At 62.0% G+C, this 14,224-nt stretch carries 11 protein-coding genes and 1 pseudogene; 4 read left to right on the top strand and 8 right to left on the bottom strand.

Annotated elements, in window-relative coordinates:
- Window positions 1-89: 89 nt before the first annotated feature.
- Entirely contained in the window at window positions 90-821 is a 732-nt protein-coding gene (locus tag N2601_RS14350) for a dienelactone hydrolase family protein (RefSeq protein ID WP_104824441.1), read from the bottom strand.
- 213 nt (window positions 822-1,034) lie between these two features.
- Here N2601_RS14350 and N2601_RS14345 point away from each other — a divergent pair, with 213 nt between their 5' ends.
- On the top strand, window positions 1,035-2,558 hold the full coding sequence (locus tag N2601_RS14345; RefSeq protein WP_104824440.1) for a S10 family peptidase: 1,524 nt from the start codon (window positions 1,035-1,037) through the stop codon (window positions 2,556-2,558).
- Window positions 2,559-2,656: 98 nt separating this feature from the next.
- Here the strand turns inward: N2601_RS14345 and N2601_RS14340 are convergent, their stop codons facing one another.
- Complete coding sequence (locus tag N2601_RS14340) at window positions 2,657-4,171, bottom strand: mechanosensitive ion channel family protein (protein ID WP_104824439.1); 1,515 nt, start codon at window positions 4,169-4,171, stop codon at window positions 2,657-2,659.
- Window positions 4,172-4,240: 69 nt separating this feature from the next.
- Window positions 4,241-4,966: a FadR/GntR family transcriptional regulator gene (locus N2601_RS14335; RefSeq protein WP_104825227.1), complete on the bottom strand. Its 726-nt coding sequence runs from the start codon at window positions 4,964-4,966 to the stop codon at window positions 4,241-4,243.
- Window positions 4,967-5,106: 140 nt separating this feature from the next.
- On the opposite strand from N2601_RS14335, the gene N2601_RS14330 reads away from it, so the two are divergent.
- The 3 genes from N2601_RS14330 (at window position 5,107) to N2601_RS14320 (ending at window position 8,610) form a co-directional block, all read left to right on the top strand.
- Complete coding sequence (locus N2601_RS14330) at window positions 5,107-6,060, top strand: aldose 1-epimerase (RefSeq protein ID WP_311319433.1); 954 nt, start codon at window positions 5,107-5,109, stop codon at window positions 6,058-6,060.
- A gap of 27 nt (window positions 6,061-6,087) precedes the next feature.
- A complete protein-coding gene (locus tag N2601_RS14325; protein ID WP_104824438.1) occupies window positions 6,088-6,864 on the top strand; it encodes an SDR family oxidoreductase in 777 nt (258 codons plus the stop codon).
- A 159-nt stretch (window positions 6,865-7,023) separates the two neighbouring features.
- Window positions 7,024-8,610: an aldehyde dehydrogenase (NADP(+)) gene (locus N2601_RS14320; protein ID WP_104824437.1), complete on the top strand. Its 1,587-nt coding sequence runs from the start codon at window positions 7,024-7,026 to the stop codon at window positions 8,608-8,610.
- Between the two features lie 120 nt (window positions 8,611-8,730).
- Here the strand turns inward: N2601_RS14320 and N2601_RS14315 are convergent, their stop codons facing one another.
- From N2601_RS14315 to N2601_RS14295, 5 genes and pseudogenes are all read right to left on the bottom strand, one after another.
- Entirely contained in the window at window positions 8,731-9,651 is a 921-nt protein-coding gene (locus N2601_RS14315) for a 3-hydroxyacyl-CoA dehydrogenase (RefSeq protein WP_104824436.1), read from the bottom strand.
- A gap of 153 nt (window positions 9,652-9,804) precedes the next feature.
- Window positions 9,805-10,659, bottom strand: a complete 855-nt coding sequence (locus N2601_RS14310; protein ID WP_245463900.1) for a helix-turn-helix domain-containing protein — start codon at window positions 10,657-10,659, stop codon at window positions 9,805-9,807.
- 288 nt (window positions 10,660-10,947) lie between these two features.
- Window positions 10,948-11,094: pseudogene (locus N2601_RS14305) on the bottom strand (SDR family NAD(P)-dependent oxidoreductase); the annotation flags it as partial.
- A gap of 109 nt (window positions 11,095-11,203) precedes the next feature.
- Complete coding sequence (locus N2601_RS14300) at window positions 11,204-12,496, bottom strand: adenylate/guanylate cyclase domain-containing protein (protein ID WP_104824434.1); 1,293 nt, start codon at window positions 12,494-12,496, stop codon at window positions 11,204-11,206.
- 99 nt (window positions 12,497-12,595) lie between these two features.
- A complete protein-coding gene (locus N2601_RS14295; protein WP_104824433.1) occupies window positions 12,596-14,212 on the bottom strand; it encodes an MDR family MFS transporter in 1,617 nt (538 codons plus the stop codon).
- Between the last annotated feature and the right edge of the window lie 12 nt (window positions 14,213-14,224).

Genomic DNA, 14,224 nt, shown 5'->3' with positions numbered 1-14,224 from the left:
GTAGGCCGATCAATTCCGGTCCACAGACCCCAAACTAACACCCCGCTTCGGATGGGACTGAAGCGGGGTGCCTTTGCATTGCAGCGTCTTTAGTTCAAAGCCTCGGCAAAGAGGTTCAACAGGCGCTTCCAATGCCGTTCGGCGCCGGTCTCGTCGTGGACACCGTGGTCCGGCACCGTCCAGCCATGGGCCATGCCGACATAGTTCTCGATCATATGGTCGACCCCGCCTATGCGGAGCGCTTCGGCGAGGCGGGCGGATTGCTCCGGCGGGAAGCTGTTGTCGACGCCAGCAACGCCGATATAGACGCGGGCCTTGATGTCGGCGGCCAGACGATGCGGGCTGTCTTCCGCGTCGCTGGCAAGATTGCCGCCGTGGAAGGTGGCGGCGGCGGCGATGCGGTTAGAATAGGCGGCCGCTGCGGTCAGCGCACGGGCGCCGCCCATGCAATAGCCGACGGTGCCGACCGGTCCGGTGGCGCCGGCTGCCATCAACGCATCGAGAAAGGCGGCGCTGTCGCGCTTGGTCATCTCCTGCGTCGTGCCGCGCACCATCCCCATGATTGTTTCGCGCGAGGCCGGATCACCGAAGGACGTGCCGTTGAACGGACCATAGGCGCCGAAACGATAGAACAGGTCGGGCAGCAGCACGGTATAGCCGGAATCAGCAAGCCTTTGCGCCATGTCGTAAAGCGCTTGGCGCGGGCCCATGGCATCCATGTAGAAAATGACGCCGCGCTCGGCGGAGACGCCGTTGTCGGGGCGGAAGATGGCGGCTTTCGCGACGCCATCGGCAGCGTTGATTTCGATATCCTGTTTCATCATCAAGTTCCTTGCGGTCTGGTTCGAGTGTTCGTTTCCCCGACTGGGGCACTTTGGCAAATGGCCGGAAGGCGCTCAATGACCTTTTCCTTTCAAAGGGATGCGGCAGGCGGATCGGCGATCAACATCTCTTGAGTTCCCGCCTTCGCCGTCGGTGGAATAGAATTCGAAGCGACGGCGTCGATGCGCGGGGCCGATGGAGGATGCGTACCCATGTCTTTTCGCCAGATCGTTCCAAGCCTTGCGCTGGTCTTTTCCCTCGTCTCGACGCTCGCCTTCGCCGCGCCGCCGGAACAGGGCCGCTCTGGCGGCGGCGGTGGCATTCTCTCGCTGTTGCCGCCGGATGCGGTCAGCGATCATGTGCTGAATGCCGATGGCAAAAGCATTCCCTATACGGCGACGGCGGGCACGCTCGATCTCTTCGGCCAGGACGGCGAACGCATCGCGGCGATCTTTTATACCGCCTATGTCGCCAAGAACCGCGACGACGGCAGACCGGTCACCTTCGTCTTCAACGGCGGCCCGGGTGCTGCATCGGCCTTTCTCAGTCTCGGATTGGTCGGACCACGCATTGTTGATTTCGGCCCCAGCGGGCGCGACGGGGCCAACGCCAAGCTCGTCGACAATCCCCATAGCTGGCTGAATTTTACCGATCTCGTCCTGATCGATCCGATCGGCACCGGCTGGAGCCGGACGGTCAAGCCGGATGACGCCAACGAGTTCTACAACATGCGCGGGGATGCCGAGAGCCTTGCCAAGGCCGTTGCGCTTTATGTCGCCCATAATGGGCGCGCTTCCTCGCCGAAATATATTCTCGGCGAAAGCTATGGCGGGCTGCGCGCGGCGAAAGTCGCCACCAGCCTGCGGCAGGATCAGGGCATCCTCATTTCCGGCATCGTCATGCTGTCTCCGCTGATCGAAGGGCGGCTCGTCTTTGGAGCGAATGATCTTGCGCTTGGCGCGGCACTCGAATTGCCGTCGCTAGCCGCTGCCGAGTTGGAGCGGAAAAATGCCTTCAACGAGCAGGGGGTAGCGGACGCCGAAAAATTCGCGTTGAACGAATATCTGCCGACCCTCGCAGGCAAGCCCCCGACCGGCGACGCCGGCCACGCTTTCTACGAGCGCGTTGCCAAGCTGACCGGCATTCCCGAAGATGTGGTGGCCAAGAACCAGGGCTTTCTCGGCGGGGTATATCAGAAACATTCCGATGGTGACGGCGCCGATATCGTCAGTTCCTACGACGCTTCGTTCCTGGCGCCGGACCCCTATCCGGAATCGGAAGCCGGCCACAGCGACGATCCGGTCCTCGACGGTTTCGTGCGCGCCTATGGCGGCGCTTTCTCCAGCTATGCACGCGACGAACTCGGTTTCCGCACGGACATGACCTACAATCTGCTGTCGAGCTCGGTGAATGAGCATTGGAACTGGGGCGACCGCAATGGCGGCTCGCGTCTGCATGCAAGCGGGACAGATGACATCAAGGAGATGCTGACCCTCGTCCCATCTTTCCGGCTCCTGGTGGCGCAGGGCTATAGCGACCTCATCGTGCCCTTCGGCGTCAACAAATATGTGCTCGATCATCTGCCGCCGGCCTTCGCCGACCGCGTGGCGCTGAAGCTCTATCGTGGCGGGCATATGTTCTACACGCGGCCAACGTCGCGCGAACAATTCACCGCAGACGCCAAAGCGTTTTTCACGGCGCAGCCTGCGACGATACCTCCGGCGCAGTCCAATTAGAGCAATTACAGGAAAAGTGCGCAGCGGTTTTCCATCCGGAATTGCGTAAAAACAAAAGACTAGGGCGGTTCAGCGATTTCAGGAAGCGCACAACCGCTCTAGTCATGCTGTAGCTGAAACAGATGTTTGATGCGTGAGGTTAGAGAACCGATCGGCGCGCCGTTGACCAACATGTCGCTGGGGCCGAAGAGATGGCGCTCGGCCTCGATGCGCTTCGACATGATCGCCCCGAGCTCTTCCGCGATGGAGGGCCGGTCGTGCAGCAGAGGCGCCAGGCAATCCTCGTCGATCTCGTAGGTCACCACGAAAGTCAGCGCCCGAATGGTGCCGACTTCGCCGGCCCCCATCAGCAGGCCGCCTTCGCCGAAATAATCGCCGGGAGCGAGCCGCGTCAATTCGATTTGGCGCTGTGCCTCCTTGCGGGTGATGCTTATGACGCCTGAGCGCACAATGGTCAGCGCGCGCAGCCGCGCATCCTGTTCGGCGATGACGGCGTCCTTGTGGTAGGTGCGGCGCTGCATATGCGACGCCAGATGCTCCTTCTCGTCCTCGGTGAGCGACGAGAACAGCGGAATATTGTTGAGCAGCCGCCATGGCGTGCCTGGATGCTGGGCAGCGCTCCCCGTCTCGGCCTGCGTTTCCGACGGCATGGTGACTGCGTCGGGTGGGCCTGCGAGTTTCAGCCCGCCTGCTTTCGAATGGCGATAGATGAGGTCGTTGATCTCATTCTTGGCGGCCGTCATCTGCGATATGTCGCGGATACGGAAATTGAGTTGCAATTCGACCGCCTGTCCATCGATCGCATTGATCATCACGCTGGGCTCGGGCGTCTTCTGGATCGTGTTGCAACTAATCAGCACGTTGCGCATGACGTCGGCGATGACTTTCGGCTGCGTGGTCGGCTGGACGCGGACGGTGATGGTGACGCCGTGGCTTTCGTCCGGGCTCGAGAGATTGGTGATCCGACTTTTGGCAAGGGCGCTGTTCGGGATGACGACGAGGTCGTTGGTGCCGCTCAGCAGATGCGTGGCCCGCCAGTTGGTCTCGACGACACGGCCCTGGACGTCATTGTCGAGCACCACCCAATCGCCAACGGAATAGGGCCTGCCGAGATTGAGCGCGATGCCGGAGAAGACGTCGCTCAGCGTGCTCTGCAGCGCAAGACCGAGAATGATGGCGAAGACGCCGGAAGTTGCGATCAGTGTGCCCACGGGTACGCTGAAGACATCGGCGATCACGGAGAGAGCCGCGCCGAGATAGATGACGCCAACGACTAGGTCCTGCAGCAGCCGGGCTTCGCGCGGCTTGCGCTCGAAGATCAGGAACAGGCGCACGAAAGCGACCAGCACCCAGGCGCCGTTGACCCACCAGACGATCTTGGCGAAGCCGGTGAAGATACGAAGCTGCACCGTGTCCTGCGCCTGCGGCGGGGTCGGCTCGTAGGGCACGATGCCGTGATAGAGCAGAAGCGCGGTCAGGCTGATGAAAAACGCGATCTGTCCGATCAGCCTCCCGGCGCGCCGGTGGCGAAGCAGGCAGCGGCTGATGAATGTGCCTATGACCACCAAGATGCAGAACTGGACGATCGGATCGGCGAGGAGCGCAATGGACATGAGAACGACCGCGTTCAGTCTTTCGGATGGGCGGTAAATTGGCATGAACTCAGCCGCAACACCATACGGCTAACCGCGTGCTTTCCTCAACGCATCCGAAATCTCGCTGCGGGCAACGCCGATCAGGCGCTCCATGGCGCTGCGGGCATCGTCCGGGCGGCGCATGCGAATGGCTTCCAGCACCTCCTGGTGCATGGCGATCGCCTGTTCATGCGACGGGCTGGCGCGGTTGGTCAGGCGGAAGCTGGCGAGCAGTGCGGCGCGGATGGCGGTGGCGAATTGCAGATAGACCCAATTGCCGCTGGCGCGGATGATCGCGGTATGAAATTCAAGATCCGCGCGGCTCCAGGCCTCGTTGTCGCGGGCATTGGCCTCCACCATCTCCTCGAAAGCTTTCGATATGCGGAAGAGATGGTGAGCATTGGCGTTGGCGGCGGCCTGCGCAGCGGCGGCCGGTTCCAGCAATTGACGGGCCTCGATCAGCGAGGCGTGAAAACGGTCGTCATTGCCGAGCCGCAAGGTGGCGTCGAGCACGAGCGGATCGAGATAGTTCCAGTTCTCCCGCGGAAGCACGGTGGTGCCGGCTCGCGTGCGCGAACGGATCATGCCGAGGGCGGCTAGATATTGCATGGCTTCGCGCAGGCTGGTGCGGCTGACGCCGAATTGCTCGGTCAGTTCCGCTTCGTTCGGCAGCGTGGACCCTTCGGCCATTTCGCCGGAGATGATCCTGTCGATGAAGCTTTGCAGCAGCGCTTCGCGCACGCCGCGCTTGCCGCCCTCCGAAAGCCCGGGCATAGCCGCGGTCAATTTGCGCCCCGTCTTGCCGCTGCCGGCACCGTCTCTCCGATTGTTCCCCATTCTGCGCCTCCCGCAATCACCGAGCGCGGCCATCCCAAGCAGACTGTATATAAATCCTACCAATGTTGACAATAAATATGATGAAATCTACCGTCCATGCCGGGTTCATCGATGCACGCGGGGGACAAAGGCTGCAGATGACGGTGGTGGGGCTCACGGATAGCGGCTTGACCGCACGGCTTTCCACGCGCGGCGGCATCGTGCTCGGCCTTTGGTGGGAGAGGAACGGTGCGCGTCTGCCTTTGCTGCGTGAAGCGCCTTCGGATGAGGCCGATGCGCGCTCCTCCGGTTGCTATCCGCTCGTTCCCTTCGGCAACAGGGTGAAGGGCAATCGCTTTACCTTCCGGGGTAAGGACTATGTCTTCGAGCCCAATACGCCTTGGGATCCTCATTATCTGCATGGCGAGGGCTGGCAGTCGGAATGGGCTGTTTTAAGCCAAAGCGGCAGCGAGGCGGAAATCGGCTTCTCGCATGCAGGCCATGGTACGCCCTATGCCTATGAGGCGCGGCAGCGTTTCGCCATTCATGACGGATGTTTCGACATGCATCTTCACGTCAGGAACCTTGGACCGGAGGCACTTCCCTTCGGCCTGGGTTGGCATCCCTACTTCCCAATAACATCGGCAACGACGCTGAAGGCGCCGGCGCGGCGGTTCTGGACGGAAGTGGAGGGCTGGCTACCGGGAGAGGCGGCTGATATTCCCGGCGACCTGAATTTCGCGACGGGGCGCGGATTGCCGTATCGCTGGGTCAACAACGGCTTCGAAGGGTGGGATGGCGTGGCGGAGATCGTTTGGCCCGAACACGATACGCGGCTGCATTTGATGGCGGATCAGCAACTTAGGCATTATTTTATTTTCATTTCGGATGCCGGCTTTGATCCGGGTTTTCAGCGCGACTATTTCTGTTTCGAACCGATGTCGCATCTGGCAAACGGGCATAATCTGCCGGACCTCGGCGATCTCACCGTGTTGGAGCCGGGCGAGGCGATGTCCGTGAGCCTGCAGGTACGTCCGGAAGCGATCGCCTAGCGGTTCCCAGTTCGAGGAAGGACACTCATGACCAATCGACTTTCCGGCAAGCGCATCCTGATCACCGGCGCTGCACAGGGCATCGGCCTGGCGATCGCCAAGGCTTGTGCCGCGGAAGGCGCGGGCCTGTTCCTTATCGATATGGATGGCGCATTGCTGGCTCGCGAGGCGGAAGCGCTGAAGGCCGCGGGTGCAGTGCTCGGCCATGCCGCGGCCGACATTACCGATGCCGCGAAGATCGAGGCTGTCGTTGCGCAGGCGGGCAGAGAGATCGGCCGGCTCAATGCGTTGATCAACAATGCCGGCGTGAATGTCTTTGCCGAACCGCTGGCGACGACCGATGCAGAGTGGCAGCGCTGCTTCGACATCAATCTCAAGGGTGCCTGGAATTGCTGCAAGGCGGTGTTGCCCGGCATCATCGCCGAGGGCGGCGGCGCGATCCTCAACATTGCCTCCACCCATGCCTTCACCATTATCCCGCATACTTTTCCCTATCCGCTCGCCAAGCATGCCCTGCTCGGCATGACGAAATCGCTGGGGCTCGAATATGCGGCCAAGGGTGTCCGAGTGAACGCGTTGGCGCCCGGCTACGTCGCGACCCAGAAGGTCATCGACTATTGGAACAGCTTTGCCGATCCCGAATCCGCCAAGGCGGAGACGATGCGGCTGCATCCGGGCGGACGGATCGCAACACCGGAGGAGATTGCGCTCGCCGCCGTCTTCATGATTTCCGACGAGTGTCCCTTCATGAATGCCACCTGCCTGACCATCGACGGTGGCCTCAGCGTGCAGCAGCATCCTTGATTTCGAAACGCTGCGGTGCATAAGGTCGCAGCCGTCTCATCTCCTGGGACAAAGCTTGATATTTAGATGACGATTATCATCTTACATCTGTCATTTCATCTTGCTATCTGCTTCTGAGGGGCGCACCTCCCAACGCCCTGGCATCATCAAGGAATACCCATGACACAGTCTTTTGTGATTAGCGGCGATTTGCTGATCGGCGCGGATTCGACCGGCGACAACAAATCCGTGCGCGCCATCAACCCGGCGACCGGCGCGAACCTGGAGCCAGCCTTCGCAATCGCCAGCGAGGCGGACGTCGCCCGCGCCTGCGAGCTGGCAGGCCGGGCATTCGATACCTATCGTGCTACCAGCCTTGAGGCCCGCGCGACCTTCCTGGAAACGATCGCGACCAATATCATGGAGATCGGCGATGCGCTGATCGAGCGCGCCACCGAAGAAACCGGCCTGCCGGCTGCCCGCCTGCAGGGCGAGCGCGCCCGCACCGTCGGCCAGCTCCGGCTGTTCGCGCAAGTGGTTCGTTCGGGCGAATGGCTCGATCTGCGTGTCGATCCGGCGTTGCCGGAACGCAAGCCGCTGCCGCGTCCGGATCTGCGCCTGCGTCAGATTCCGCTCGGCCCCGTCGCCGTCTTCGGCGCCAGCAATTTCCCGCTCGCCTTCTCGGTTGCCGGTGGTGATACCGCTTCGGCGCTGGCGGCCGGTTGTCCTGTCGTCGTCAAGGGCCATCTTGCCCATCCGGGCACCGGCGAACTGGTTGGTCGCGCCATCCGCGCCGCCGTCGTTGCCTGCGGTCTACCGGAAGGCACCTTCTCGCTCCTGACCGGCGCGAACGAGACCGGCGCGGCACTGGTCCGCCATCCGCATATCAAGGCGGTCGGCTTCACCGGCTCGCGCGGCGGCGGTGTGGCGCTTGGCGCAATCGCGGCGGCTCGGCCCGAGCCGATCCCGGTTTACGCCGAAATGAGCAGCGTCAACCCCGTCTTCCTGTTCCCGGCAGCTCTTGCAGCCCGTGCGGAGGCGATCGGCAATGCGTTCATCGGTTCGCTGACGCTTGGAGCCGGTCAATTCTGCACCAATCCGGGTCTGCTGTTTGCCATTGACGGTCCCGATCTCGATCGCTTCATCGCCACGGCAAGTGCAGCACTCACCGGTTCGGCCCCGGCGCCGATGCTGACGCCTGGCATTCATGCCGCTTTCGACAATGGTGTTGCAGCACTTGCCGGCCATGAGGCCGTGAAGACCGTCGCGCGCGGCGCTCCGGCAGAAGGCGTCAACCGCAGCCCTGGTGCCTTTTTCGAAACGGATGTCGAGCATTTCCTGGCCGACGACCGGCTTGGCCATGAAGTCTTTGGCGCCAGCGGCCTGCTGGTCCGCTGCAAGGACATCGACCAGATGATTGCGATTGCCGAAAAGCTCGAAGGCCAGTTGACCGCGACGCTGCAGGTCGATGCCGACGACTATGCCATCGCCGCCAAGCTGCTGCCGGTGCTGGAGCGCAAAGTCGGGCGCATCCTCGCCAATGGCTGGCCGACCGGCGTCGAAGTCAGCCATGCCATGGTGCATGGCGGCCCATTCCCGGCGACCTCGGATAGCCGCACGACCTCGGTCGGCACGCTCGCCATCCGCCGCTTCCTGCGCCCGGTATCCTATCAGGACCTGCCGGAAGGCTTGTTGCCGGTGGAGCTGCGGAATGAAGGCGTGAAAAGCCTGCCGCACCTGCTGGATGGCGTTCGCGGCGGTAATTGAGTGCTGAGAAGCCCCTCATCCGGCCTCCTGAGTTTTTATCGAAGGGCGGCCACCTTCTCCCCGCTTGCGGGGAGAAGGCTGGGGTGAGGGGCAATCCTCGGACCCAAAACCAGTTGAAACTCAAACCACCGCGTAAACAATCCCGGTGAACGAGCCGGCGTGGTGCAGCAACTCGCGCTCACCCGAACCATCCAGGCTTGCCGAATAGAGATTGCCGCCGATGTCGGTGAAGAACATGCGGTTGTTCGGTAGGTCGAGCGACAGGCCGATGCCTTCGTCCAGGCCTTCGAGGACGACTTCAGATGTGGCGGCGACCTTGTCCATGTTGGCGCGGTTGACGGTATTGCCGCGCGGAAGATTGCCTCGGTCGGTCCAGTAGATAGTGCGCGTAGCGAGATCGAGTTCGAGGTCGATCGGTTCCGGCAGCTTGTCGAGCAAGGTCTCGATATCGCTGCGGCTCGTTGCCGTCTCGCCCTCAGGAATATTGATGCCGGCGCGGAAGATGCGTCCGAGACCGGCATCCGGCGGTCCCTTCTGCGTCCAGTATACCTGCCCGCGCGGCAGGTCGAGGGCGAGGCCGACGCACCAGCGCTCAATATCAGCACTGTCGGCGGGGCCGTCGCCGTTCTGGACAAGGGTTTCGATGTCCGAGCCGTCGATATTGGCGCGCATCACCCGCATGCCCTCGCGGTCGCACCAATAGAGCTTGCCACCCTCGCGATCGATCTGGATCTGCTTCGGCGTTACCAGCGTGCCGCCCGGCGCAATCAGCGTCACGTGATTGCTGCCGTCGAGGTCGATGCGCTCGATCGAGCCGTCATGGGCATTGTAGTCGGTGCCCATTTCCGTCCAGTAGAGCCAGCCGTTTTCGCTGTCGACAAGAACGCCGTCCGGGCTGCGGCCCGGGCGTTGGATGATCAGCTTGAGATCGGTTCCGTCAATGGCGGAGGAGAGAATTCGTCCGTCATTGATATCGAGGAAAAAGAGCCGTTCGGCCTTTCCGGAGGAAGCGGCAGGCGTCCGTGCTTCTGCTTCAGACATGAGAGCATCCTTTCAAAGGGTCGGATCTGCTGATGGTTGCGAGACGATGATGACATTGCTTGATGACAGCATTTTCGTCTGTTTGGGTGCCTGTCGACGATCTGCTGCGGTGCAGCAAAGATCAAGGGCCTAGATGTCGCAGATTGCTGATGATCAGCAGGGGTCGGCTTCTCTCAACGCGATCGGGGCCATATCGAAAGCGGCTGATATCTGCGATTCCCGCCATCGCCCCGGCGTGAGGCCAACGGAATGCGAAAAGACGCGTGTGAGGTGGCTTTGATCCGAAAAACCGCACATCAGCGCGATTTCGGCCAGCGGCATTCCCGTTCGCATCAGTTCCTTGGCGCGATCGACACGGCGCTGCATCACCCAGCGATGCGGCGGGATGCCGGTGCTGCGGGCGAAAGCGCGGGCGAAATGACTGGTGGAGAGGCCGCAGTCGCTGGCAAGCTGGGCCAGAGACACATCCTGATCCAGCCGGGCATTGATCGTGTCGCGGGCGCGGCGCAACTGCCAGGGCGTCAGGCCGCCGATCACGGCGGGTCGCGCCATCTGCATGCGACCGTAGCGCTGGGCGATATGGGCATTGAAGGCCTTGCCGACGTGATCGATGAACAATGCGCTCGTCCGGTCCGGCTGTTCGAGGGCCGGGATCAGGCAGGAAAACAGGTTTTCGATAACGGTGTCGCCGGTGGCAATGCCCGGCGCGAGCGGAAGTTCGACGATGCGCTCGGTGCCGAGCGTGTCGGCGATCTGGTCGAAGGTTCGGCGCGATAGATAGATATTGGTGGTTTCCTCGCGTCGCATCTTACCGGGCGGATCGAGGATCAGGCTGGCGAGCCCGATCGTACCCTGCGGGAAGGGAATGACCGGAACGAAGTATTCGCCGAGCTTCACCCGGTCCAGCGCCGGCTCCTGACGCTGCAAGCCAAGCACGAAACCGGCTTCATCGGCACGGCCGCCAGCCGTCTCGGGACAGTCCAGAGTAATTCCGTTTTTGCATAGCACGGCTTCCAGCGCACACGCTGGCGCGCTCAGCCTGAAATAGTCTTCGGACCCCGCACCATGATGCATCGTTGCTACGCCCCAAGCCTCACAACAGCCGGCCCCTCCGAGACCGATGCCAGTGACGATTACCAATTTTTGGAGCACTATCCTAGATAGTATGGAGCGAAAGCAGCAAATTGAGTCCAGATGTGATGTAAATATACAATTGCTAATATAGCGCCGATGCCAGCGCCTCACGTAAGGGGATGCTGGCACGCTTGGCTTCGTAGTGCGAGGTTTTTCAGTCGCTTAGGCGATCTTGTAGCGGTCTGCCGGTTTGGTACGCGACAGATTGGGCATCATGGCCTGGCGAGCGTTTTCGTAGGCATTCCATTGTGCGATCTCGGGAAGGGCAGGCACGGTCGCAAATTCGCCCTGGTCAAAACCGGCAAGCGCAATCTGCGCACGCCTCTGTCCGTGGAACAGCTTGCCGAAGCCGCGCTTTCCGCTCGGAGACGGGGCAGCCGCCGCAGGCGATCCGGCGGAATGCGCAGCATGTAGCGCTCTAGGATAGGTCAGTATTGGTGATGATGGCGGCAAATGCGGAGCCAATCTCGCCCTTGGCGGGCGAGATTAAATCCGGCGCAAACAGCTCGATCTCTTCTTCGAATCCCTTGAGTGCTCGGCTGCCGATCGAGATGCTCTGTTGATCGCTGAGCTTCTTCGCAAAATCCTGCGACATTAGTAGCGGCTGGCCGCTATCGCTGCATACGCCCTGTATCCTGCTGACGAGATTGACGTCGGGGCCGATGACGGTGAAATCCAGGCGGCGGCCGGAGCCGATATTGCCGTAGCTGACTTCGCCGTAGTGCAGCGCGATGCCGGCTTGCAGGCGGGCATCGGGGAAAGACAGCGTTTCGAGGCGGGCGAGGATGGCTTTGGCGGCGGCGAGCGCGGCATCGCTGGAGCGGGTTGCGTCATAGCCGGGGAAAACGGCGAGAACGGCATCGCCCATGAATTTCAGGACTTCGCCGCCTTCGCGAGCGATTGCCGGCACGACGGCGTCGAAATAGACGTTCAGCAGCTCCATCACGCGTTCGCCGGGCAGGCGGTTGGAAAGCTCGGTAAAGCCGCGCAGATCGCAGAGCATGAGTGCGGCCTCCATGGTCTCGATCTCGCCCTTGCGGATGTGGCCGGCGAGGATGCGCTGCGCCGTCATCGGACCGATATAGATATCGAGCAGGCTGAGCTCAACCTGCCGCAGCGTCCGGAGCTCGCAGGCATTGCGCAGCGACGGCATGATGCGTTCGATCACTTGCCGTTCTGGGGATGTGAAACCGCCCGGACGTTTGGTGGCGAAAGAGGCGGCGCTGACCGGGCCGTCGGCATTGCAGAGCGGAACGATCATCAGTTCGACCAGACCACGGCCGGCGAATGTGTCGAGCTGTTCCCATTGATCGTGATCGTCGCCCCGGCCGGCGATGACGATATCGCGGGTGTTCATGGCCTTCCACAAAGCACTGTGCAGGAATATCTGGGTGATGGCTCCGTGCTCGCGGTCACGGATCTGTACGGGTTCGTTCGGCGACCAGGCGACAGAGCGGCCCATGATTTCCGGATGCAGGGTCATGAGGTGCAAGCTCAGCCGGTCGACCGGAAGGCCGAGGCTTCTCAGGCGGCGGCCAAGGCCGAAGGTCAGGCCGGCCTCATCCAGCGCATGGGCCTCGTCGCTTGAGAGCCATTCGATGAGAGCGAGGATCGCGGCCGGGCTGATGGCGCCCCGCTCGGAGACGGGATATTCGATATCGAGAAGATCAGACAATGAAGGTACTGACTGGCGGGTTTTGACGGTGGTCATGATCGTGTCTCCTGAGGCGAGGGAGGGAGCGGCGCTCCGTCTTTTTGTTTTTTCGCAATTCCGGACGGAAAACCGCTGCGCACTTTTCCTGGAATTGCTCTAGTGAGCGCCACCGCCTTCGATATGGCCGGGTTTCTTGAGTAAAAGGCTGGCGATGAGCGCGGCGACGAGCGCGATGCCGAGCAGGTAGAAGGTGTCGCTGTAGGCCATGATATTGGCCTGTTGCCGCAGGCGCAGGGCGACGGCGACGATGGCCTTGTGCTGGGCGGTGGCAACGTCCGAGACGCCATGGTTCATGAAATAGGCGGTCAGTCGTGCGATGCGGGCGCGGGTGGCTTCGTCGAAAACCGTGACCGAGTCCGTCAGGATGTTCGAATGGAACTGTTCACGCTTCTGGGCGAAGGTCTGCAGCATGGCGATGCCGACCGCGCCGCCGAGATTGCGCATCATGTTGAAGAGCGAGGAGGCGGAACCGGCATTTTCCTTTTCGATGCCCGAGGTGGCGATGGCCGACAGCGGCGTGAAGACGAGGGCCTGGCCGATGGCGCGGACGATGTTCGGCCAGAAAAGCTGGTCGCTGGCATAGTCCGCGGTCATGTAGATGTTCATGAAGTTCGAGGTGGCGAAGAGGGCGAAGCCGACGACGATCATGATGCGCAGGTCGATGCGCTTCATCAGGCGCGGGACCAGCGGGATCAGGAGGAGCTGCGGAATACCGGTCCAGGCGAGCACCATGCCGATCTGCTCGGAATTGTAGCCCTGAATGCGGGTCAGATAGATCGGCAGGATGAAGACGGAGCCGTAGAGCGCGATGCCGAGCAGGAAGTTGGCGACGATGCCGAAGCCGAAATTGCGGCGTACCAGCAGGCGCAGGTTGAGGAGCGGATGGGCGGCGCGCAGTTCGATGATCAGGAAAAGGGTCAGCGAGACGGCGGCGATGACCGACAGGCGAACGATGAAGGGCGAGCCGAACCAATCATCCTTGTTGCCTTCTTCCAACACGGTCTGCAGCGAGGCGAGGCCGATCGCCATGGTGACGATGCCGGGCCAGTCGCCCTTGGCGAGCAGGCCGAGGTTCATCGGTGCACGGTCGAGCGAGGCCCAGAGCATGCCGACCATGATCGCGCCGGGGACGAGGTTGACGTAAAAGATATACTCCCAGCCCCAGTTTTCGGTGAGATAGCCGCCGATGGTCGGGCCGATGGCCGGCGCGAAGGTGGCCGACAGCGCGAAGAGGGCAAGCCCGATCGGTTGTTTGGCCTTGGGCAGAAGGGTGATGATGATGGTGAAGGCCATCGGGATCAGCACGCCGCCGGAGAAGCCCTGAATGGCGCGCAGGATGATCATCTGCTGCAAATTGGCGGCGAAGGCACAGGCAACCGAGAAGACGAGGAAAAGGACGGCGTTGACCAGCAGATAGGTGCGCACCGAGAAGACGCGGGCGAGCCAACCGGTCAGGGGAATGACGACGATCTCGGCAATCAGGTAGGACGTCGAAATCCAGCCTCCGTCGTCCGTGCCGGCGCCGATCGCTCCCTGGATGTCGGCGAGCGAAGCGTTGACGATCTGGATGTTCAGCACCGCCATGAAGGCGCCGAGCGTGGAGCCGATGACGGCGGTCCACATCTTCAGCGGGCTCATGGTGGCAGCACCGCCTGCTGTGGGGACGGGCTTTGCGGAGGAATTGCTGTTTGTGGCGATCTGAAGCGTAGCCATGACGTTTCTCCT

The organism is Rhizobium sp. CB3060, assembly GCF_025200735.1.
GTDB lineage: Bacteria > Pseudomonadota > Alphaproteobacteria > Rhizobiales > Rhizobiaceae > Rhizobium.
This window is presented reverse-complemented; position numbering and strand designations above follow the sequence as displayed.